This window comes from Ramlibacter monticola (genome assembly GCF_016722785.1).
Lineage (GTDB): Bacteria > Pseudomonadota > Gammaproteobacteria > Burkholderiales > Burkholderiaceae_C > Ramlibacter > Ramlibacter monticola.
Genome location: NZ_JAEQNE010000001.1, coordinates 1,052,143 through 1,074,257 on the forward strand (window position 1 = coordinate 1,052,143; position 22,115 = coordinate 1,074,257).

Annotated in this window: 18 protein-coding genes; 4 read left to right on the forward strand and 14 right to left on the reverse strand. The window is 72.4% G+C overall.

The window, feature by feature from the left end; all coding sequences use genetic code 11:
- Positions 1–14: 14 nt before the first annotated feature.
- From JJ685_RS04960 to JJ685_RS05025, 14 genes are all read right to left on the reverse strand, one after another.
- A complete protein-coding gene (locus tag JJ685_RS04960) occupies positions 15–815 on the reverse strand; it encodes a polysaccharide deacetylase family protein (protein ID WP_201673086.1) in 801 nt (266 codons plus the stop codon).
- The gene (locus JJ685_RS04965) at positions 812–1,987 is read right to left on the reverse strand and encodes a glycosyltransferase family protein (protein ID WP_201673087.1); all 1,176 of its coding nucleotides are present in this window, start codon (positions 1,985–1,987) and stop codon (positions 812–814) included. The genes JJ685_RS04960 and JJ685_RS04965 overlap by 4 nt, the downstream gene beginning before the upstream one ends.
- The gene (locus JJ685_RS04970) at positions 1,980–3,734 is read right to left on the reverse strand and encodes an ABC transporter ATP-binding protein (protein WP_201673088.1); all 1,755 of its coding nucleotides are present in this window, start codon (positions 3,732–3,734) and stop codon (positions 1,980–1,982) included. The genes JJ685_RS04965 and JJ685_RS04970 overlap by 8 nt, the downstream gene beginning before the upstream one ends.
- The gene (locus JJ685_RS04975; protein WP_201673089.1) at positions 3,731–4,981 is read right to left on the reverse strand and encodes an aminoglycoside phosphotransferase family protein; all 1,251 of its coding nucleotides are present in this window, start codon (positions 4,979–4,981) and stop codon (positions 3,731–3,733) included. The genes JJ685_RS04970 and JJ685_RS04975 overlap by 4 nt, the downstream gene beginning before the upstream one ends.
- The gene (locus JJ685_RS04980) at positions 4,975–6,345 is read right to left on the reverse strand and encodes an aminoglycoside phosphotransferase family protein (protein WP_201673090.1); all 1,371 of its coding nucleotides are present in this window, start codon (positions 6,343–6,345) and stop codon (positions 4,975–4,977) included. The genes JJ685_RS04975 and JJ685_RS04980 overlap by 7 nt, the downstream gene beginning before the upstream one ends.
- Positions 6,342–8,399 (reverse strand): heparinase II/III domain-containing protein, encoded by a 2,058-nt coding sequence (locus JJ685_RS04985; RefSeq protein ID WP_201673091.1) that lies wholly within the window; start codon positions 8,397–8,399, stop codon positions 6,342–6,344. The genes JJ685_RS04980 and JJ685_RS04985 overlap by 4 nt, the downstream gene beginning before the upstream one ends.
- The gene (locus JJ685_RS04990) at positions 8,396–9,745 is read right to left on the reverse strand and encodes a glycosyltransferase family 4 protein (protein ID WP_201673092.1); all 1,350 of its coding nucleotides are present in this window, start codon (positions 9,743–9,745) and stop codon (positions 8,396–8,398) included. Before JJ685_RS04990 ends, JJ685_RS04985 begins: the two co-directional genes overlap by 4 nt.
- Positions 9,742–10,995, reverse strand: a complete 1,254-nt coding sequence (locus tag JJ685_RS04995; protein ID WP_201673093.1) for a glycosyltransferase family 4 protein — start codon at positions 10,993–10,995, stop codon at positions 9,742–9,744. The genes JJ685_RS04990 and JJ685_RS04995 overlap by 4 nt, the downstream gene beginning before the upstream one ends.
- 14 nt (positions 10,996–11,009) lie before the next feature.
- Positions 11,010–12,266, reverse strand: a complete 1,257-nt coding sequence (locus JJ685_RS05000; protein ID WP_201673094.1) for a glycosyltransferase family protein — start codon at positions 12,264–12,266, stop codon at positions 11,010–11,012.
- 281 nt (positions 12,267–12,547) lie between these two features.
- On the reverse strand, positions 12,548–13,285 hold the full coding sequence (fabG, locus tag JJ685_RS05005; RefSeq protein WP_201673095.1) for a 3-oxoacyl-ACP reductase FabG: 738 nt from the start codon (positions 13,283–13,285) through the stop codon (positions 12,548–12,550).
- On the reverse strand, positions 13,282–14,658 hold the full coding sequence (locus JJ685_RS05010; RefSeq protein WP_330901702.1) for an MmgE/PrpD family protein: 1,377 nt from the start codon (positions 14,656–14,658) through the stop codon (positions 13,282–13,284). The genes fabG and JJ685_RS05010 overlap by 4 nt, the downstream gene beginning before the upstream one ends.
- Positions 14,655–16,160, reverse strand: a complete 1,506-nt coding sequence (locus JJ685_RS05015; RefSeq protein ID WP_201673096.1) for a tripartite tricarboxylate transporter permease — start codon at positions 16,158–16,160, stop codon at positions 14,655–14,657. The genes JJ685_RS05010 and JJ685_RS05015 overlap by 4 nt, the downstream gene beginning before the upstream one ends.
- Before the next feature lie 3 nt (positions 16,161–16,163).
- The gene (locus JJ685_RS05020) at positions 16,164–16,631 is read right to left on the reverse strand and encodes a tripartite tricarboxylate transporter TctB family protein (protein WP_201673097.1); all 468 of its coding nucleotides are present in this window, start codon (positions 16,629–16,631) and stop codon (positions 16,164–16,166) included.
- The gene (locus JJ685_RS05025; RefSeq protein ID WP_201673098.1) at positions 16,628–17,590 is read right to left on the reverse strand and encodes a Bug family tripartite tricarboxylate transporter substrate binding protein; all 963 of its coding nucleotides are present in this window, start codon (positions 17,588–17,590) and stop codon (positions 16,628–16,630) included. Before JJ685_RS05025 ends, JJ685_RS05020 begins: the two co-directional genes overlap by 4 nt.
- Positions 17,591–17,711: 121 nt before the next feature.
- Between JJ685_RS05025 and ybiB the strand changes: the two genes are divergently transcribed.
- The 4 genes from ybiB to JJ685_RS30220 all read left to right on the forward strand — a co-directional run bounded on the left by ybiB (position 17,712) and on the right by JJ685_RS30220 (position 22,041).
- The gene (ybiB, locus tag JJ685_RS05030; protein ID WP_201673099.1) at positions 17,712–18,617 is read left to right on the forward strand and encodes a DNA-binding protein YbiB; all 906 of its coding nucleotides are present in this window, start codon (positions 17,712–17,714) and stop codon (positions 18,615–18,617) included.
- Entirely contained in the window at positions 18,614–19,381 is a 768-nt protein-coding gene (gene cobA, locus JJ685_RS05035) for a uroporphyrinogen-III C-methyltransferase (RefSeq protein ID WP_201673100.1), read from the forward strand. The genes ybiB and cobA overlap by 4 nt, the downstream gene beginning before the upstream one ends.
- Positions 19,382–19,890: 509 nt before the next feature.
- Positions 19,891–20,361, forward strand: a complete 471-nt coding sequence (locus JJ685_RS05040) for a cache domain-containing protein (protein WP_236598678.1) — start codon at positions 19,891–19,893, stop codon at positions 20,359–20,361.
- 36 nt (positions 20,362–20,397) lie between these two features.
- The gene (locus JJ685_RS30220) at positions 20,398–22,041 is read left to right on the forward strand and encodes a methyl-accepting chemotaxis protein (protein ID WP_330901703.1); all 1,644 of its coding nucleotides are present in this window, start codon (positions 20,398–20,400) and stop codon (positions 22,039–22,041) included.
- Positions 22,042–22,115 lie beyond the last annotated feature (74 nt).

The window sequence follows — 22,115 nt, forward strand, 5'->3', positions numbered from 1 at the left end:
TGCGTTTCCCCGTGTCAGAAGTTGAGGGTCATGCCCGGTTCGAGCGAGTGCGCGGACTCCCTGCGGCCCTGCGGGTCCGTCGCGGGCGAGCCCAGGAGCTCCCGCATGCCGCGCCAGCGCAGCCGCGGGTGCTCCGCGGCGACGGCGAGGATTGCCGCGAGGGCGCGCAGTTCTTCATCCGCCATGACGCCATGATGCAGCATCAGGCCCAGCGCCGCACCATCGGCGGCGCGGGCGCGCAGTGCCTGGGCGAAGGCGTCCGCCACGGCGTCCGCCCCGCCCTCGCGCCAGTGGCGGCTCCAGTCGATGTCCACCGGCAGTTCGGGCAGCGCCTGCTGCACGGGCGCGGCGCCGCGGTCGCGCGAGAGGGCCTGGAAGCCGAGGCTCGCCAGCAGGACCGCCGTGTCCGCGCTGCAGCGGTTCCATGGCGGCGTGAACCAGGGTTGCACCCGCGCGCCCAGCCAGCCGGCGAGCAGGGTGCGGCCGCGCGCCAGGTCCTCGCGCTGGACGGCGGCGCTGCGCGCGTCGCCGAACTCGCACTTGCGCCCGGCCGGCTGGTGATTGAGGTGCTGCAAACCGTGCTGGTGCACCGCGACCAGGGAGGGCGCCCCGTCGATGCGCGCGCACAGTTCGGCCGCCAGCGCCGGACCGAGGGCGGCCGGGATGGCCGCCAGGTCGATCGCCACGCCGGCGCGCTGGGTGACGTCCAGCAGCGCCAGCAGCCGGCCGTCTTCCCACCCCGCGTCGTCGTCGCGCACGAACACCCGCACCGGGGCAGGCAGCGCGTCCAGCACGGGGGCCAGCCGCTCGATCATGCAGCCTCCAGGGCGGCGGCGGGCATCGCGCGCTGGGCGGCGAGTTGCGCCAGCAATTCGGCGCTGCGCCGCGCGCCGGACAGCGACAGCGCCGCCGGGCGCGGCCGGAACTGCAGCAGGTCGACGATGGCCACGGCCAGCGCCGGGCCGTCCAGCTGGTCCGGGTCCAGGCACTGCACCGCGCCCAGCGCGGCCAGTCGCTCGGCGCGCTGGCGCTGCTCGTTCTCGGTGGCGGTGGCGTAGGGCACGACCAGCGCCGGCACCTGCGAGACGACCAGGTCCAGCGCCGTGTTGTAGCCGCACTGGCTGATCGACGCCCGCGCGGTGGACATCACGCCAGCCAAGTCGGACACGTGGCGGAACAGCTGGACGCCGGGCAGGTCCGCGGCCTCGCGCTGCAGCGCCTGCCACTGCGGCTCGGGCAGGAAGGGGCCGGCGACGATCTGCATCCGCACGCCGGTGAGCCGGTGCGCCTCCAGCGCGGCGCGGAACAGGCTGTCGCCCACGATGCCGCCGCCCGCCGACACGACGACGTGCTCGCCGCGCGCGAGGTGGGCGTCGACGCGCCGCTCGGGCACCACGAAGCCGGTGTGCCACACAGGCGTGCGCAGCGTGCGCCGCGGGCGGAAGGTCTCTTCGAGGCGGGCGAAGGCGGCGTCCGAGTGCACCAGCACGGCGTCGAAGTAGCGGTTCACCAGCCAGGCGGCGCGGTCGTCGTGGTGCTGCTGGTCGGGGCGGGCGTCCACCAGGATGTCGCGCAGGCTGCACACCACCTTGGCGCCCTGGCGGCGCGCGGCGCGGATCATCGGCAGGATCTCGTCGGCGAACTTCTTGCGGCCGAAGGGGAACAGCTCCACGATCAGGACCGCGGGCTGGGTCGCTTCCACGGCACGCCCGATCAGCTGGCGGCGCTCGGCGCGCGCGGCGGCGACGTCGATGCCGGTGTCGCGGCTGACGACGGTGTGGCCGTCGTCCATGCCGAGCGGCGGCAGGTGGATGCAGCTCACGCCCGTCGGCACGGAGACGCCCTGCGGCAGCTTGCCGCCATTGAGGAACACCACGCTGAAGCGTTCCCGCAGCGCCCGGGCCAGCGCGAAACTGCGCGTGAGGTGCCCGATGCCCAGCGAGTGCTGGCAGTAGAACAGGAGGTTCGGCGGGGAAGATTCAGTCATGGCGTCGTTCCATCAGGGTCCAGGACACCGGCGCGGGGACGGGGGCGCCAGCGATGCGCCCCTGCTCCAGCGTCAGGACCCGGTCGTATCCCGCCAGCGAGGCGGTGTCGTGGGTAATCACGATGAGCGTGCGGTCGCGGTGGACCCGCATCACCGCTTCGAGAATCACGCGCGCGGACCGCTGGTCCACCGCGGCCGTGGGCTCGTCCATCAGCAGGACCGCCGGCTCCTTGATGAGGGCCCGCGCCAGGCACAGGCGCTGGCGCTGGCCGCCCGAGAGGGTGGCGGCGCGCTCGCCGAGTTCGGTGTCGTAGCCCTCGGGCAGGTCGATCACGAATTCGTGCGCGCGGGCCGCGCGGGCGGCCGCCTCGATGTCTTCCATCGAGGCCTCGGGCCGGCCGTAGGCGATGTTCTCGCGCACCGAGACGGCGAACAGCATCGGCTCCTGCGGCACCACGCCAAGCACGCGGCGCAGGCTGGCGCGCGTGTAGCGCCGGATGTCGACGCCGTCGATCAGGATGCGTCCGGTGCTCGGCTCCGCCAGCCGCAGCAGCAGGTTCATGAAGGTGGACTTGCCGGCGCCCGAGGCGCCGACGAGGGCGACGTGCTCGCCGGGGGCGATGCGCAGGTTGAGGCGGTCCAGCACCTTCCTGCCCGGCTGGTACTCGAAGCTCACGTCCTCGAAGGTGATCTCGCCCAGGGTCTGCGTGAGTTCCACCGCATCGGGCGCATCTGCGGCGTCCGGCGCGATGTCGAGGATCTGCGCCACCCGCTCGGCGCTGATGCCGGCGCGCGAGAACTTGCCGGCCAGGCGACCCAGGTCGCGCACCGGCTTGTAGAGCGCGGTCACGTAGGTCACGAACACCAGCAGCTCGCCCGGCGTCAGCCGGCCCGCCAGCACCTCGCGCGCGCCCAGCAGCACGGTGATGGCGGTGCCGAGAGCGGTGACCACGGCGATGGCGCGCACGATGGCGCCATTGACCCGCGCGCTGCGCATGCCGCTTTCGTAGTTGGCGGCGATCTCGCGCCGGAAGCGCTCTTCCTCTTCCTCGTGGCGGCCGAAGGCCTGCACCAGCGCGATCTGGCTCAGGACCTCGTTCAGGCGCGAGGCCATGCGGCCTTCGTGCTTGCGCTGCTCCCGGGCCGCGGACTTGACGCGGCGGTTCAGCACGAAGATCACCCCCAGCAGCGGCGGCAGCGTGGCGGCCACCGCCAGCGCCAGCGGCGGGTTGAGCCAGAACATCACGGCCAGCATCGCCAGCACCGTGGCGATGTGGCGGCCCAGCGTCAGCAGCCAGTCGCTGAACATGTCGCGCAGCAGGTTGGTGTCGCCCGCCACCTTGGTGATCAGCTCGCCGACCCGCGTGGTGCGGTGGTGCGCCAGCGACAGGCGCTGCAGGTGCGCGAACAGCTCGCCGCGCAGGCGCCAGGTGATGCGGTGGCCCACCTTGGCGCTGGTGTAGAGCTCCAGGTAGGACAGCGCGCCCGAAGCCAGCGCGATCGCCGCGATCGACAGCGCGCAGGCCACCAGGGCCGGCCAGGCGCCCAGCCCCAGCAGCGGCTGCAGCATCGCCATCGAGGGCGGCAGCGGCTTCGCCAGCAGGATGTGGTCGAAGATCAGCTTCATCGGCCACGGCACCAGCAGGTCGCACAGCACCACGCCGCCCAGCGCGAGCGCGGCCACCAGCAGCGCCAGCCGCTGTTCCCACAGGCACTCGGCGATGAGGGTGCGCATGCGGCGGTTCATCGCGCGCCCTCCACCTGCGCCTGCAGCGCCAGCGCTTCGGCATAGGCCAGGCGCCGCTCCACCTCGGCGCGCCAGTCGGGGACCTGGAACACGAAGGCGCGGCTGGCGCGCAGCAGCTGCTGCACCGCCAGGTGCCAGGCCAGGCGGATCGGGCAGAACAGCCGCGGCGCGTGCTGCGCGTAGGCGCGGATCCAGGGTGTGCCCAGCGATTGCGCGTCCGCTTCCTCCGGCAGGCGCACCAGGAAGGCGGCCAGGTCCTGCATCGGGTCGCCGAGCACGAACTCGTCGAAGTCGAACAGCACGATGCGCCCGCCGTCGAACCAGGCCTGGTCGACGTGGAAGTCGCCGTGGAGCGTCACCGGCGCATGCGCCGGCAGCTGCGAGGCCGCCTGCTCGATGGCCGCGACCGTGCCGTCGGCGCGGCGCGCGAGCGCCGGCAGCGCGCGGACGATCTTCTGGCGCCGGCGGTGCGCCTCGACGAGCCAGTGGGCGGTGTCGTGCCGCCGGGCGCCGGCGAGTTCGCTCGGGACCTCGTGCACGGTGGCGATGGCGCGCGCCAGGGGCTGCAGCCAGGCGTCGCCGCGGTGCAGCCAGTCGCGCAGTGGCGTGCCGGTGGCGGCGTCCTGCCAGAGCGTGCGGTCGCCGGCGGAATACCGCAGGGGCCGCGCCACCAGCGGCGCGCCGGCGTCCTCCTGCGCGCGGGCCCAGAACCAGTCGAAGCGGCGGTGGATCGCCGCGCCGCTCTCGTCGCTGAAGGTCTTGGCGTACAGGGCGTCGCCGCGCGCTCGCGTGTAGCGCAGGGTGGCGCGGCGTTCCGGTTCGTAGCGCACCGCCTCCACGGCCCGCGCGGCCTCGCCCCAGAAGGGGCGCGCGGCCTCGGGATCCAGCAGGCGCGGCAGTTGCGGCAGGCCGGCGTCGTCGGGCCAGGCCCACAGCAGCATCGCGAGGGCGGGCAGCGGGGTCGCGTTGCCGGCGGCCAGCGGCGCGGCGGCTTCGACGCCGGCGCGGCAGACCTTGCCGTAGCAGCGCAGGGTGCGCGGGGCCGCGCCGCCGGCGTCCCGCACTTCGACCTCGTAGAGGGCGAGCAGGGGATGCGGGTCGCGCCGCCGGGAGGCGCTGCGGTGTGCCTTGGCGATGCGCACCGCCTCGACGGTGCCGTGCGGCGCGAGCAGCGGTTGCAGGTGGGCGCGCATCTGCTCGGGGTCGAGGCAGGTCTCGACGGAGCGGTCCAGGTCGAGGTTCAGCATGCGAGCTCCGTGGCGGCGTGGCCGCGGGCCAGGTCGGTCGCCAGGCGGACGAGGCGCGGCGCGATCTCGAAGCGGCCGGGCTTCAGGTTGACGACGCAGCGCCAGGCACGCTGCGTCAGCAGGTTCCAGGCGACGGACCAGGCGAGCGCGGCCGGCTCCGGCCGCTGGCCACCGGCGTCCACGTAGCCGGCGATCAGGCTGCGCCACGCCGCCTGTTCGCGCTCCGCCGGGGCGCCCTCCAGCAGGGCGCGGTAGATCGCATCGGCCACGCAGGCCCCGAGTTCGAGCAGCGCCGGGCCGCGGCGCAGGCCGTCGAGATCGATCAGCGCGACCCGCGCTCCGGCGGGCCGGTCCTCGACCAGGATGTTGCGGCCGTGGAAGTCCCCGTGCAGCGTGCTCGCCGCCGCCCCGTGCGCGAGGGCGGGCCAGCCCTCCTCCAGCGCCTGGGCCGCGGCGCCCAGGACGGACGCGCCGAGGACGGGCGACAGGACGCGCACGACTTCGGCCAGGCGTTCGCGCATCCACTCGGGCGTCACCTCGCGGTGCGTCACCGTCGGCGTGGCGTGCAGCGCGGCCAGCTGCGCACCGACCGCGGGCGCGCAGGCGGCCTGCAGCGCGGGCGGCGCGTCGAGCAGCGGCTGGCCGGGCATTCCCTCCTGCCAGGCCGTCTCGGTCGGCGCGTGCCACAGGAGCGCGCGCGGCGTGCGCAGCCGTCCCCCGCGCCAGGCGGCGGATCCCTGCAGCTGCAGCAGCAGCGCGTGGATCGTCGCGCCATCGGGCTCGCGCCCGGCCTTGCAGTAGACCCGCTGGGCCTGCATGGCGATGCCGTCGTGCCAGCGCAGGTCGACCCGGGCGCACAGGCGGTGCTCGGGCACGTACTGCGCGATCTCGAGCTCGCCCGCGTGGATGGCGCCGGGGTCGGCGCCGAGGGCGCGGGCCAGCTCCGGCAGCACGTGCTCGCGCAGGACCGAGGGATCGGACAGCGTCCGCGGGGCAGGCAGCTTGGGATCGTTGGGCCACCACCAGGTGAGCATGTCCAGCGCCGGCAGCCAGTGCAGGCCCGGCCCCGCGGGCGAGGGGCCCAGCGCGGTGGCGCTGCTGCGCACGATGCGGTCCGCGTCGCGGTCGCCGCACAGGCGCGCGGCCACGTGCTGCTCGAAGGCGTTCCAGCCGCCGTCGCGCAGCGCCAGCCGGTAGCCGAGCGTCGCATTGCGGCCGGGGCGGTACTTGACGCGGTCGACGTGGCAGGCGTCGACCTGCACGCCGTGCGGGCGCAGCACGTCCGCGAAGGCCTGCGCCATCGCCGCGGGGTCGAGCGCGACGGCCAGTTGCGGCAGCACGGGATCGTGGGGCAGCCGGTTCATGCCGTCTCCACCCGGGCGAGGCCCAGCGCCGTGCGCAGCTGCGCGCCCGGATGGGAGACGGCCCGCAGCAGGCGGCCCTGGGCGTCGCAGCGCCAGTGCAGCCAGCGGCCGCTGAACTGCCAGTCGCCGATCCGCCAGCCGGCCTGCGCCACGCCGTGGGCATGGAACCAGCCGTCGTGCAGGTCCCCGAGTTCGATGCGCAGCGCGGTGGCCTGCGCGCCCTCGGCGCCCATCACCGGCAGGTCGGTCACGCGCAGCGTCGGCGCGCTTTCGCGCGAGGGGAGCAGCACGGTAGCGAAGCTGGTGCAGCTCGCCCGCGCGCTCGTCAGCAGCGCCGGGGCCGCGCGCTTGTGGCCGTAGTCGCGCGAGACCCAGCCGGCCGCCAGCCCGGTGTGCTGGCCGGCGCGGCGCGGCTGGGCGGCGACCAGCCCGGGGCTTTCCAGCCGCACGCAGGCGTCGTCGCCGCAGAGGACGGCATGGTCCTGCGCGTCGGGGCCGAGCTGGAAGCGCAGGGCGTAGTCGTGGTGCTCCTGCGCCTCCAGCCAGTCGGAAACGATCCAGTAGCGGCGGTCGACGAACACGATGCAGCGCTCGTGGACCGCATCGTACTCGTGGCTGGCGCAGCGCCCGTGCAGCAGGTCCAGGTGGGCGCCGCTGCACGATTCCAGCAGCGCCGTGTCCGGGGCAGGACCGGAAATCTTGTGCCGCACCGATCCGGCGGCGTGCCGCGAGGCGTCCTTGATGGCCTTGGGCACGTAGCGCGTCTGGTTGCGGCCGTCGACGCACACCGTGTTGTGCGCCGCGGTGCCGCGGAAGTGCACGCGCCAGTTGCAGGGATCTGCCGGCGTGGTCGCTTCGCTGTACGTGTAGCGGCCCGGGTCGACCACCAGCGGGCGGCCGAAGGCGGCCAGCTCGAAGGACAGGGCGTCGAAGTGGCCGTGGTTGCCCTCGCCCAGCGGGCCGCAGTCGAACACGAGATGCTGCGCGTCGGCGCCGTCCCAGTCGCTGCGCACCACGTGGTAGCCGCTGGCCGGGAAGTGCGCGACGCGCTCCCGCGGCGGCCGGCCGTGCCGCCCGCCGCTGGCGACGAAGCGCATGTCCTCGCGCCCGAACAGGGCCGCGCCCTGCGCCAGCAGCGGCAGGAAGCCGCGCACGTCGCCGTCGGACAGGCTGGGCGCCACGCCCGCGGGCTGGTGCACGTGCAGGCTGAAGGCGAGCGCGGCTTCGAGGGCGCGGTCCAGCGCGGTGGGCACGGCATGTCCGTTGTCCGCGGCGAGATGGCGCACCTGCAGCCAGTTGCGCAGGGCCAGGTGGTGGTAGTCGGTCGACAGCTCGCAATGCACGCCGTCCGGCAGCAGGTCGGCCTGCACGTTGGCCAGCGTCTCGGCCAGCGCGAACTCGCGCCAGTGGGCGGCGCGCCCGAACTCGGGGAACACCACGCCGGCCAGGAAGATCGCCAGCAGTTCCAGCGTGCGGTGGTTGCGCTTGGGCGTCAGGTGGGCGCACAGGTACTCGACCTGCAGGTGCAGCGAGTGCAGCAGCCGGCGGAAGAACGCCGCATCGATGGGCGCCGGCCGCGCCGCGTCCAGCACCAGCGCATGCAGGCTGTAGATCCAGTTCTGCACGCGCCGCCCCGTCACGTCCGCGGCGATGAAGCCGGGCGGCGTGACCTGCATCCAGCCGTCGACCAGCCGGACCCAGCGCCGCAGCGCCGGGGCGTCGCCCTCTTCCTGCCAGAGCTGGGCGAGGCCCACCGCGTAGTAGAACTTGTGCAGCAGGATGTGCCACTCGACGTCGCGGCTCGGGTTGGCGAGCCAGTCCACCGCGTCGCCGAGATGGTGCGTCTCGCCGTTGAACTCGAAGCGGCCCGCCATCACGCCGGCCAGCTTTTCGGGCCGGCACTCGTCGGCATCGACGATGGGGGCGAAGCGGATGCCGCGGTCGCCCTGGAAATGGGCCAGCAGCGCCGCATCGTCGAGAGCTTCCCAGGGCGAAAGGAACAGCGCGTCGGTCCGCGCTTCGGAGCGGACCGGCGACAGGACAGCGGCGTTCACGTGGTGGCCTCGCGCGAGGAGGCCGCCGCCGGGGGTTGCTCCGAGGCGCGCAGCTGGCGCAGGAACAGGTCGCGCAGCGCCGCGGTGGTCTGGCGCGAGTCGAAGCGCTCGCAGATGCGCTCGCGCGCGGCGCCCGCCAGCCGCGCATGCAGCTGCGGTTCGGTCAGCAGCAGTTCGATGGCCGCGGCCAGCGACTCCGGGCTGCCGTCCACCAGCATGCCGTGCACGCCGTCGTCGATCATCTCGGGGATGCCGGAGATCGGCGTGGAGACCACCGGCACGCCCATGGCCATGGCTTCGGCCAGCACGTTGGGGAAGCCGTCGCGGTCGCCGTCCTCCATCACGCGGCAAGGCAGCGCGAACACCGAGGCGCCGCGGTAGACCTCGCGCAGGCGGTCCTGCGGGACGGCCGCGTGCAGCTGCACGCACTCCGCCAGCCCGAGCCCGGCGATCTGCGCGCGCAGGGCGGGGCCGGCGCTGCCCTCCTCGCCCACGATGACGCAGCGGAAGGACACGCCGCGCCGGCGCAGCAGGGCGCAGGCGTCCACCAGGCGGTCGAAGCCCTTCTTCTCCACCAGGCGGCCCACCGCCAGCAGCAGCGGCGCTTCCTCGCGGGCCAGCCGGACGCGGGGCGAGAACCAGTCGGTGTCCAGCCCGTGGTAGATGGCATGCACGTCGTCGGGCCGCGGATGGCGGGCCCGCAGGACCTCCGCGTTGGCGCAGGTGCAGGTGGCGACGAAGCGGGCCGCGCCCAGCTTGCGTTCGAGCAGCCGGCCGGGGTTCAGCTCCGTCTGGTAGATGTCCTTCGCATGGGCGGTGAAGCTGAAGGGCAGGCCCGAGAGGCGGCTGGCGAACCAGGTGATCGTCGCCACGCCGTGGCAGAAGTGCCCGTGCAGGTGCGACACGTCCCCGGCCCGCAGCACGGCCTGCGCGATCCAGCCGGCCTGCAGGAATTCCTTGATGAAGACCTTCTTCAGCGCGAAGGGGGCGCCCGCCTCCCGCGAACGGTGCTTCCACGCCAGCCCGAAGGCGGCGCCCAGCGTGGCCAGCCACGCCAGCGGACGCCGGCGCGCCACCTCGGCGTGCGCGGCCCAGAAGGTGCCCAGGTTGTCGCGCAGCCACTGCCGCAGGGTGGTGGCGGACAGCGACGTCGCCTCGGGCAGGTAGGTGAGCGGCGCGCGGATCGCGCCGACGACCGGATGCACGACCGGCTCGCGCTCGTCCTTCACCGAATACAGGCGCATCTCCAGGCCGAGGCGCTCGAGCTGGTGGATCTCGTTGGCGATGAAGGTCTCCGACAGGCGCGGGAAGCCGTTCATCACGTAGGCGACCTTGCTGCGCTTCATCGGGCGGCCTCCAGCAGGTCGCAGTGGGTGCCGCAGACGTGCGACGGCTCCAGCAGCTGCATCAGGGTGCGCAGGTTGGCGTCGTTGTCGAAGGCTTTCGCGACCGTGGCGCGGGCGCGCCGGCCGAAGGCCGCGGCGAGCTCCGGGCTCTGCAGCAGGCGCTCGATCCCGTTCGCCAGCGCCAGGGGCGCGTCGGGCTCGACCAGCAGCCCGTTCACGCCGTCGCGCACGAGTTCGGGGATGCCGGAGACCCGCGTCGCCACCACCGGCAGGCCCATGGCCATCGCTTCCAGCAGCACGTTGGGGATGCCGTCGCGGTCGCCGTCGGCGGCGATGCGCGAGGGCTGCACGAACACGGTGGCGCGGGAATAGCGCTCCAGCACCTGGTCGCGCGCCAGCTTGCCGGCCAGGTGGACGTGGCCCGCGAGGCCGGTGCGCAGGATGTGGTCGGCCAGTGCATCGTGCTCCTCGCCGTAGCCGACGATCTCGCAGCGCACCCGCTTCCCGCGCTGGTGCAGCAGGCGGCAGGCCTCCAGCAGGGTGTCCAGCCCCTTCTTCGCGCGCAGGCGGCCGACGGCCACGATGAGGGGGGCGTCCTGCTCCTGCGGGCCGGTGCGCCGCGACGGGTGGAACACCTCGCGATCGACGCCGTGGTACATGAGCCGGATGGCGGCCCGCGGCGCGATCGCGGCGAGGGTGGCCCGGTTGGCCTCGGTGCAGGTCACGGTGAAGCGCGCCGCGTTCAGCTTGCGCCGCAGGTCGGCCGGCCGCGACAGGTAGATGTCCTTGGCGTGCGCCGAGATCGAGAACGGGATCCCGCTCATGCGGGAGGCCAGCTGCGCGATGTCCGTCGGGCCGTTGATGAAGTGGACGTGCAGGTGGCCGACGCCGTCGCGGCGCAGCTGCGCGGCCAGCCAGCCGGCGCGCAGGAAATCGCGCCAGCCGCCCTGCCCCCGCCGCAGCGCCTGCCCCAGCGACTGCAGGTAGCCGATCGGCTCCGAGACCGCCAGCGACGCGTGGCGCGCCAGCATTTCGCGCAGCGTGTGGCCGGACGGCACGCGCGCCACGGGCGAGCGGACGCGGGCCACGGCGTCGTGCGTGACGTCGTCGGTCGGCGCATCCAGCGCGTACAGGCGCAGCGCGAGGCCCCTGCGCTCGAGACCCAGGATCTCTTCCAGGATGAAGGTTTCGGACAGCTTGGGCCAGACGCGGACCAGCACGCCCAGAGGGGCGGAGGAATGCATGTTCATCGGGGGTCCTGCGTTCAGGCGACGGTGAAGACGATCTCGCCGGCGCGGCGCGAGCGGATGCGCATCGGCGACGTGGTGCGCTGCTCCTCGAGGTCGACCAGCGTGCGCAGCGCGCGCGACACCTTGTCCAGGCCGTTCATGGCCTTCAGCCGCGGCAGGGGTTCGGAGCGGGCCAGCGCATCGAACTGGTGCTGCACCTCCGCCATCAGCGCCGAGGGCGACAGCGCGTCCGGCGACACCATGCGCAGCAGGCCGCGCTCCGCCATGCGCTCGGCGCGAAGCAGCTGCTCCACGCCGGGCTCGCAGCGCGGCACGATCACGCCGCGGCGGCCGCTGGTGAGGAGCTCGCAGACGGTGTTGTAGCCGCCCATGGTCACCGCCACGTCGGCGGAGCCGATCAGGGACATCATGTCGTCGCTGAAGGCTTCCACGCTGACCTGGGGCAGGTCCGCCGCGGCGGATTCGACCGCGGTGCGGTGATGCTCGGGCATCTCCGGCCCGCACACCACGTGCGTGCGCGGCCGGCGGTGGGCGGGCGTGCGCGCCAGCCCTTCCAGCGCGGTCGCCACGAGGCGGAATCCGTCCTCGCCGCCGCCGGGGGTCACCAGCAGCATCGGCTCGTGCGGGTCCACGCCGAGCGCGGCGCGCACGTGCGCCCGGCTGCGTTTCGCCGCTTCCCGCGCGATGTAGCCGCAGAAGCGCACCTTGGCGGCCGCGAAGGGCGGGAAGGCATATTCGCGCCGCAGGTCGAAGATCTCGGGGCTGCCCACGACGAGCACTTCGTCGTAGTAGGTGTCGACGGCCTCGTAGTAGCCGTTCTTCTGCCACACGGAGCGGGTCGCCTCGGCGCTGTCCAGGATGTCGCGCAGCAGCAGCACGAAGCGGGGCCGGTGCGCCACGCGGGACAGCATCTCCAGCACGCCGGCCAGTTCGTCCTGCACGCCGAAGGGCTTCTTGTCCACCAGCACGAGGTCGGGCGCGAAATCGAGCGTGGCGCTCTTGATCAGGTTGGCGCGCAGGCGCACCAGTTCGGGCAGGTCCACCGCCAGCGAGCGCGCACCGTAGCGGCCCGTCGTGTCCCGCGCGAGGCAGGGCAGCTTGACGTAGTCGATGCGCGGCGGAATGCGGAAGGCATGCAGCATCGGGCTGCCCGTGAGCAGCAGCACCGTGATCTCGGGCGAACTCGCCACCAGGTGCCGCGCGATCTCCAGCATGCGGCGGACATTGCCCAGGCCGAACGTGTCGTGCGAATAGATCAGAATTCTTTTCACCGGAACCTGCCTCTCGTGGGTGTGAAACTTTGGTGACGGTGACCAAGAGGGCAAGTGGCATGCCACGTCCGATCTGAATGCTGAACGTTGGACCGCGTTTCCAAACGTTCGTGAATGCGGCACTGCGACATGACTGGTTGCATGCCCATTACAAGTTGGGGGGGAATCGCACCCACACCGCCTGGGTCAGGACACCCAAGACCCACGCAGTGGGGGCAAGCGCCACGGCCTCGCGCTCGCGTTGCAGAGCAGGCGATGAAACCTTTGGTGCTACGAGCTGTTCAGCCGCCGAGGTACGCGCCGCCGTTCACGTGCATCACCTGCCCCGTGACATAGCGCGCGTTCGGGCCGGCCAGCCAGCACACCGCCGCGGCCACTTCCTCCGGCAGGCCGGCGCGGCCGACCAGGTTGCGCTGCGCCGCATGGTGGTGCGGCACCTTGGTGCCGACGCGCGCCGTGTCGATCAGCCCCGGCGCCACGCAGTTGACGGTGATGCCCTGCGGCGACAGCTCGGTCGCCAGCGCGCGTGTCATGCCCACCAGGCCGGCCTTGGCCGTGACGACGTGCACCCGCCGGCTCGCGCCCGTGTGCGCGGTGAGCCCGCCGATGTTGATCACGCTCGCCTGGCCGCTCGCCTTCAGCAGCGGCAGCGCCGCCTGCGTGCAATGGAAGGCGCCATCCAGGCACACCCCCAGCGCGTTGCGCCACGCCTCGAACTCCATGGCCTCGAAAGGAGACTCCTCCCGCACGGCGGCGTTGTTCACCAGCACGTCGAGCCGACCGTAGCGCTGGCGCACTTCGTCCACCATGGCGTCGACCGCCTCGCGCTCGCTCACGTCGGCCAGGCTGGCGACCGCCTGCCCGCCCTGCGCCTCGATCTCGCGCACCACCGCCTGGGCCTCGGAGGCGTTGGAGCGCACGTTGACCACCACCGCGGCGCTCTCGCGCGCCAGGGCCAGGGCGATGGCGCGGCCGATGTTGCGTCCCGCGCCGGTGACGAGGGCGACCCGCGAGATCATGCGCAGCGCAGCGCGCGCAAGTCCATGCGCGGCGCGTCCAGGAGATTGGAGAGCAGCTCCAGCAGCTCGCCCGCGCGGTCCGCGTCGACTCCGCCGTAGCCGCAATTCGCGCGGAACTTCTTCACCAGGTCCTCGAATGAGAGCGGCTCCTCCACGCCGCCGCGGAAGTGCCCCTGCCGGATCTCCAGCACCTCGCCGCTGCGCAGCGTGACGCGAAGGTGGCCGGTGAACTGGCGCGGATAGGGATTCTCCGGGTCGACGACATAGCGGACCCGGCCGGCCAGCGCGCGCACCGCCGGATCGTGCACCACGGCCTCCTCGTACTCGCCCAGGCCCGCGTCGTCGCGCAGCAGGCCCACCGCGATCGCGTACGGGATGCTGAACTTCGCCGCATAGCCGTTGGGCGGGTTCTGCTTGTTGGCCAGCGGCTCCCACAGGCGGTGCACGATGCCTTCGGCCGTCTCGCACTCGATGCCCTCGACCTCGGAAGGATCCAGCCCCTGCGCCACCAGCCGGCGCGCGCAGTCGATATAGGGATGCGCCATGGTGCCGCAGGCATAGGGCTTGAAGGCGATGTCGGCGGCCAGCCAGCGGGTGCCGAAGCCCTCCAGCATGAGGTCGAAGCGCCCCTCGTGCGTGCGTGCGAAGGCGTGGAAGAAGCCGTGCTCGCCCTCGAACAGGGTGCGCGGCCCCGTGAAGCCGGCCTGCGCCAGGCGCGCGGCGCGGTAGCCCGCCTGCGCGGCCCAGCCGGGATGCATGCGCTTGGTCCAGGCGCCTTCGGCCAGGTACTCGATGATCCCGGAGGCCATGCTGCCGGCAACGCCCATCGCGTCCACCAGCTGCCGCGCGTCCAGGCGCAGCGCCGCGCCGACCCCGGCGGCCGCGCCGATCGCGCCGAACACCGCGGTCGGATGGAAGCCCGCCTTGTGCACCAGTTTCGGCGCGACCAGGCACAGGCGGCAGATCACCTCGGCGCCCACGGCAAGCCCGCGGCCCAGGTCGGCGCCCCCGAGGCCGTGGCGTTCCGCCGTCGCCAGCAGGGCGGGCACCACCACCGCGCCCGCGTGGGCCGGTCCGCCCTCGAAGGTGTCGTCGTAGTCCTCGCCGTGCGCCGCCGTGCCGTTGCACAGCGCCGCCATCGCCACGCTGCGCGGCTGCGCCTGCCCGATCACGGTGCACTCGCCGGGGTCGTCGCTCGCCTGCACCGTGGCGCGCATGAAGTCGGTGCGGCGCGCCGCGATGCAGATGCCGGCGACGTCCACCAGCAGCGACCCGCAGGCCTGCCGCATGGCGGGCGGCGTGCCCTCCGGCAATGCGGCGATGCCTTGCGCCAGCCCTTGCGCCACGGACACTTCGGGAAGTCTCTCGCTCACGTGGTCTGCTCCTCCAGCGCCGCGCGCCGGCGCCGCGGGCGGCGGATTTCCTGCCAGGTCGAATAGATGGCGAGCGCGGCGGCGGCCAGCAGCAGCCCCAGCGACACGCGGTCGGTGATGAAGATCGAATGGTCGCCGCCGGACAGCAGCAGGCTGCGCCGGTAGTTCGACTCGATCATGAAGCCGAGCACCACGCCCAGCACCATCGGCAGCATGGGCACGCCGGCCAGCCGCAGGACGTAACCCAGCGCGCCGATCCTCAGCACCAGCCCCACTTCGAACAGGCTCTGGTGCACCGAGTACACGCCGGACACGACCAGCGCCAGGATGAAGGCGATCAGCCAGGGCTTGGGCCGGTTCACCAGCCAGATGCAGGGCGTGAGGATCACCAGCCCGATCAGCAGCATCGCGAGGTTCGCGACCAGCAGCCCCGCGTAGAGGCCGTACACCACCTGCGGCGCCTTCTCGAACAGCATCGGGCCAGGCTGCAGCCCGTGCACCAGGAAGCCCCCGAGCAGGACGGCCGCGGAGTTGGACCCCGGGATGCCGAGGCTCAGGAGGGGCACCAGCGCCGTCGCGGTCACGACGTTGTTGGCCGACTCGGGCGCGGCCACGCCCTCGGGCGAGCCCTGGCCGAATTCCTCGGGCTTCTTGGACCAGCGCCGGGCCTCCGAATAGGACATGAACGCGGCGACCGTGCCGCCGGCACCGGGCGTCACGCCCTCGAAGGTGCCGATCGCGCAGCCGATCGCCGTGGGCCGCGCCAGCCGCTTCATCATCGGCCCGTCCGGCAGCTTCAGCCGCGTGTTGCGCGCGTCGGCGCGGGCCCAGGGCGGTTCGCTGACCTGCACCAGCATTTCGGAGACGGCGAACAGGCCCACCATCACCAGCAGCGGCTTGATGCCCCCGAGCAGCTCCGGCTGGTCGAAGGTGAAGCGCGACACGCCGGAGACGGGGTCGGACCCCACCATCGCCAGCATCAGGCCGAGCAGCGCCGCCAGCAGGCCCTTCAGCAGCGACCCGCCCGAAAGGCTGGCGATGACCGAGATGCCGAGGATGCCCAGCGCGAAGTAGGCCATGGGCGTGAAGGACAGCGCCACGTTGGCGAGCGGCCGGGTCGCGGTGACCAGCACCACGAGCCCGAACAGGCCGCCCACCAGCCCGGCGACGAGCGAGATGCCCAGCGCCTCGCCGGCGCGGCCCTGGCGCGCCATCTCGTAGCCGTCCACCGTGGTGGCGGCGGCGGAATTGGTGCCGGGCGTGCGGATCAGGATGGCGGGGATCGAGCCGCCGTACTCCGCCCCGACGTAGACGCTGGCCAGCAGCACCATCGCCGTCACCGGCTGCATGCCGTAGGTCATGGGCAGCAGGATGGCCATCGCGATCGAGGGCGAGATGCCGGGCAGCGCCCCGCCCAGGATGCCCCACAGCACGCCGAGGAAGGCCGCCGGGATCGCCCAGCTACCGGTGAGTGCGCCCAGGGCCTGCAGCAGGGCTTCCATGCCTCACGCGCCTCCGAGCAGCACGCTCCCCGGCATCGGGATGCCGAAGGCGTGCACGAACAGCAGCCAGAACACCAGCGCCGCGATGGCCGGGACCAGCACCAGCTCGCGCGCCCGTCGCGCACCGGCGTAGGCCGCGCCCGCCGCAAGCAGCAGCCCGGTGGCGAGCGCGTACCCGAGCCAGGGCGCGAGCAGCACGTAGCCGAACAGGATCGCGAGCAGGCCCAGGGCGCGCAGGTGGGGGCGCCAGCCCCCGCCCGGCTCCTTGGCCGGCGCGGCACCCAGCAGGCTACGCACGCACAGCAGCACGCCGACGCAGCCCAGCGCCCATCCCACCGCACGCGGCAGGCCGGCCGCGCCGACGGTGTCCGAGAGCAGGCTTTCCGGGATGCGGCCGGCCAGCCCCAGCCAGGCGGCGGCCAGCACGATCGCGGCCAGGCCCAGCGCGAGATCGCCGCGGGCCACCCTCATCGGGGCGTGATCCCGAGTTCGCGGAAGGTCTGGGCGATGTCGGTGGCGACTTCGCCGGTGAAGCGCACCGCCTCGTCGTGCCCCATCATCATGGGCACTAGGTTGCTCTCCGTGTAGCTCTTCTGGTATCCGGGCGCGGCCAGCACCTTGCGCAGGCCGGCCTCCAGCGCCTTCACGGCCTCTGGCGACACGCCCCGGGGCGCCGCGAGCCCGCGGAACTTGCGCACCACCACGTCCACGCCCTGCTCCCGCGCCGTGGGCACCTGGGGCAGCAGCGCCATGCGCTTGTCGGAGAACACGGCGAGGATGCGCACCTTGCCGGCCTGCAACTGCCCCTTCAGTTCCTCGACTTCGCCGACGCCGATGTCCAGCGTGCCGTTCAGGACGTTGATCATCAGGTCGCCGCCGCCCTCGTGCGGCACCACCGCCACCTTGACGTTCATCCGGCGCGACATGCGCTCCAGCGCGATGCGCTCCAGCGAGGTGGGGTTGGCCGCACCCCAGCGCGCCTTGCCCGGGTTGCGCCGGGCGTGCTCGATCACGTCGCCGAGAGTCTTGAAGGGCGCCTCGGCGCGCGTGAAGACCACCTCCGGGTCCTCGAACAGGATCGCCACCGGCTCCAGCGCGGTGTAGCCCACGTCGGGCTTCGCCAGCAGCGTGGTCTGGATGTAGGTCGGCGTGGTGGCGTAGAAGACGCTGCCATCGGGCTTGCCGCGCGCCACCGTGGCCATGGCCTTGGCGCCGCTGCCGCCGGTGACGTTCTCGATTGCGAAGTTGACGCCCATCGTGGGCCCGAGGTGGCGCGCGAGTTCGCGCAGGAACACGTCGCTGCCGCCACCGGGACTCGAATGGGTCACCAGGGTCACCCGGCTCTGCGGGTAGGCCGCCTGCGCGGACGCGGCCGCAGCGACGCCCACGGCCAGCAGGGCGAGGACGGCGGCTCGAAGCGGGTGCGTCATGCGGACTCCCTTTCGCGGCGCAGTGTGCCAGCGGGGCCTGGGGGCGGCATCAGGGTTGACCCCCCGCGCCGGCGGAATACGCATATAGCTTTCAGTCATCAGTGCTCTGGGACAATTGCGCGTGGGCATCTCGCACTACCTCAAGGAAATCGGCCGCGGCAAGCAGGGCGCCCGCCCGCTCGCGCGCGAACAGGCGGCCGACCTCTTCGGCCAGATCCTCGATGGCGGCGTGACCGACCTCGAGGTCGGCGCCTTCTGCATCGCCATGCGCGTCAAGGGCGAGACGCCCGAGGAGATGTGCGGCTTCCTCGATGCCGCCCATGCGCGGCTGCAGCGCGTCTCCTCGGCCAGCGGCAAGGCCGTGGTCGTGCTGCCGAGCTACAACGGCGCGCGCCGGCTGCCGGTGCTGACGCCCCTGCTGGCAGGGCTGGTCGCCCGGCGCGGCCTGCCGGTGCTGATCCACGGCACGGCCACCGAATCCAGCCGCGTGTTCGTCCGCGAGGTGCTGCACGCGATGGACGTGCAGGCGCACGACGCCGCGCCCGTCCTGCGCGACGGCGAGGTCGCCTTCGTGCCCACCGAAGTGCTGAGCCCCGGGCTCAAGCGCCTGCTGGATGCGCGCCGCCAGATCGGCCTGCGCAACAGCGCGCACAGCCTGGTGAAGCTGATGAATCCCGTCGCCGGCCCGGCCGTGATCGTCAGCAGCTACACCCATCCCGAATACGCCCTCTCCATGGGTGCGGTGTTCGAGGCGATCGGCGCCACCGCGCTGCTGCTGCGCGGCACAGAGGGCGAGGTGGTGGCCGACGCCCGCCGCCTGCCCCAGATGGACGGCTTCCGCGACGGGCGCCGCGTGACGCTGCAGGAGGGCCGCAAGGGCACGCTGGCCGAACTGCCGGAACTACCGAAGCAGGTGGACCCCGACACCACCGCCGCCTACATCCGCGACGTGCTCGCCGGGCGCAAGCCGGTGCCCGAATCGATGGCGCTCCAGGTGGAACACATCTTGCACCTGGCCACCGCATGAACACAGGCAAAGTCACCCTGGTGGGCGCCGGTCCCGGCGATCCGGAACTGCTGACCCTGAAGGCGCTGAAGGCCATCCAGGCCGCGACCGTGCTGCTGGTCGACGACCTCGTGAGCCCCGAGGTGGTGGCCCACGCGCCCCCGGGCGCGCGCATCATCCAGGTCGGCAAGCGCGGCGGCTGCAAGAGCACGCCGCAGGCCTTCATCGAGCGGCTGATGGTGATGGCCGCGCGCGAAGGCGAGAACGTGGTGCGGCTCAAGGGCGGCGACCCCTTCATCTTCGGCCGCGGCGGCGAGGAGGTGGAGCACCTGCGCGCCGCCGGCATCCACGTCGAGGTGGTCAACGGCATCACCTCGGGCCTGGCGGCGGTGACCTCGCTGGGCGTGCCGCTCACGCACCGGGATCATGCGCAGGGCGTGATCTTCCTCACGGGCCATGCCCAAAGAGGTGCACGCCCGCCCGATTGGAAGGCCCTCGCGGCGACCGCGCGGGATGCGCACCTCACGCTGGTGATCTACATGGGTGTGAGCAGCGCCGGCCGCATCCAGGAGGAACTGCTCTCGGGCCTGCCCGCCGCGACGCCCGTCGCAATCGTGCAGCGCGCCTCGATGCCGGAGCAGCGCCACGCCGTCACAACGCTGGGCGGACTGGCCGCCACGATCGAACGCGAAGGACTGGCCAGCCCCTCGGTGATCGTGGTCGGCGACGTGGTGCGCGGCATCGCCGTGGCCGGCCAGGCACTGCCGAATTCGCGCGCGGCCTGAGCGGCCCAGGGCTTTCGCAAGAGAAGCGCGGCAGCCGCTTCTTTTGGTTCGCTAGCGGCACGCGTCAACGGAGCCCCTGCGCACGAACCTGCCGCGGCGCACGACCAGAGCGGGGCTGTCCGGCTCGGCGACATAAAGGAGGAGGCGCGGGCGCCGCGCTCACCCGAGGCGCGGTTCTCATCCGCGCCGGGGGACAGTCGCAGAGACGGACAGCCCCGCTCTGGTCCGGCAAGAAGGCCACTGCGCCCCCCGGGCCACTGCGCGCCCCCGCGCCACTACGCGCCCCCGCGGATTCCCTCATCCGGCGGAAATGAACCTCTCCACAGCCTCCCCGTAGATCGGCGAGAACTTTTTCGCGTCCGCGCGACAGCTTTTCTAAGTCATTTTCCTAAGAGGCCGCCAATCACGTGATGTGCTCCGCAAACCGGCTTCTGTTCCTCCCATTGGGAGATGGGGAGCTCGGCCAGAATGGCCGAGTTGTATCCAATTCAATCAGAGAGGACGGAGCTATGAAGCACATGAACCATTCGATGCTGCCCCTGGCCCTGGCGGCGGTGCTGGGCGCCGGCGCGGCCCATGCCGCGGACGACGCGGCGACGGCCAGGGAAGCCGAGGCGATGGTGAAGAAGGGCGTGGCCTACATCAAGGCCAACGGCAAGGACAAGGGCTTCGCCGAGATCACCCGCCGCGACAGCAAGGAATTCCACGACCGCGACCTGTACCTGGCCGCGCACAAGCTCGATGGCACCTGCGTGGCGCACGGCACCAACGAGAAGATGGTCGGCAAGAACTTCATCGACATGCGCGACATCGACGGCAAGGAATACATCAAGGAGCGCGTCGACCTCGGCAAGACCAAGACCAGCTTCTACACGGACTACAAGTTCGTCAACCCGGTGAGCAAGAAAATCGAGCCGAAGACGGCCTACTGCGAACGACTGGACGACTACGTCGTCTGCGGCGGCATCTACAAGAAGTAAGCCGAAGGCCCGCCGAGGGCCCGGAGGGAGGAAAACATGAAGCTCTGGCAAAAAGTGGCCGTGGCCCCGCTGGTGGCCATGGTGTTCCTGCTCACGCTGGCGGTGGTCTCCTACGGGGTGCTCGGCATGCAGTCGCGCACCCTGGAGCAGTTGTACAAGGAGCGCTTCAGCGCCTACAAGAGCGCCGCGCAGGCCGCGCAGGCGATCAGCGAAGTCCACTCCAACGTCTACCGCCTGTTCACCTGGGTCCAGAACCTGAAGCCGGAACAGGTGGAGCGCACGACGGCGGAACAGAAGAAGAAGATCGACGGCATCGCCGCCACGCTGGAGACCCTGGGCCGGCTGCCGCTGGAGGACGAAGACCGCAAGCTGCTGCAGGACTTGTCGGGGCGGCTGGCGAAGTACCGCGACTCCATGCTGAAGGCCATCGACCTGAGCACCGTGGACGTGAGCATCGGCGCCATGCAGATGCAGAACGCCGACACCGCCTTCCAGGACATGGTGCACGTGTTCGCGCAGCTGGTGGCGCGGCAGGAAGCGCATGCCCAGAGCGCCTACGAGCGCGCCGACGCCGCCTTCAACAAGGCGGTGGCGGCGCTGCTGGTGCTGGGTGCGCTCGCGCTGGTGATCTCCGCCATGGTGGCGGTCGCGATGAGCCGCAACCTCGTGCGGCCGCTGAAGACGGCGATAGCGCACGCCGGGCGCATCGCCGGAGGCGACCTGACGGCCGAAATCCGCACCGATGCGTCCGACGAAACCGGCGACCTGCTGCGGGCCCTGGACGGCATGAACCGCGGCCTGGTCTCCATCGTCGGCCACGTGCGGGCCGGCACGGAGGCGATCTCCGCGGCCTCGACGCAGATCTCCTCGGGCAGCCAGGACCTGTCGCAGCGCACCGAGGAACAGGCCAGTTCCCTGGAGGAGACGGCCGCGTCGATGGAGGAGTTGACCAGCACGGTGAAGCAGAACGCCGACAGCGCGCGCGAGGCGCACCAGCTGGCCGCGCAGGCCTCGCAGACCGCGCAGCAGGGCGGCGAGGTGATGCGCAACGTGGTCGACACGATGGGGCGCATCGAAGGCTCCGCGCGGCGCATCACCGACATCATCAGCGTGATCGACGGCATCGCCTTCCAGACCAACATCCTGGCGCTCAACGCCGCGGTGGAAGCCGCGCGGGCGGGCGACCAGGGCCGCGGCTTCGCCGTGGTGGCGGCGGAGGTGCGCAACCTGGCCCAGCGCTCCGCGGCGGCCGCCAGGGAGATCAAGGCGCTGATCGACGAGTCCACCGGCAACGTCGCGGCGGGCAGCAGCCTCGTCGGGCAGGCCGGCCACACCATGCAGGACGTGGTGGAGAGCATCCGGCGCGTGAGCACGATCGTGGCCGAGATCTCCGCCGCGACCCTGGAGCAGACGCGCGGCATCGAGCAGGTCAACCAGGCCATCGCCGACATGGAAGGGGTCACCCAGCAGAACGCCAGCCTGGTGGAGGAAGCCTCCGCCGCCGCGCACGCCATGCGCGAGCAGGCCGGCGACCTGCTCAAGTCGGTCAGCGTGTTCCGGCTGGCGGACCGGCAGGCGGTGACGCTCGCCCCGCGCGGCCCGGGCGCGGGCGGCCTGCTGCCGGCGCGGCCGGCTGCTTCCGCCGCGGGGCCTCTGGCGCTTGCGCCGGCAGCCGCCTGACGAGGAAGTGACAATCCCGGGTCCTGGAGGTCCTTGAGCGCCCGGCGCGAGCCGGGCGCCCCGAGGCCTCTCCG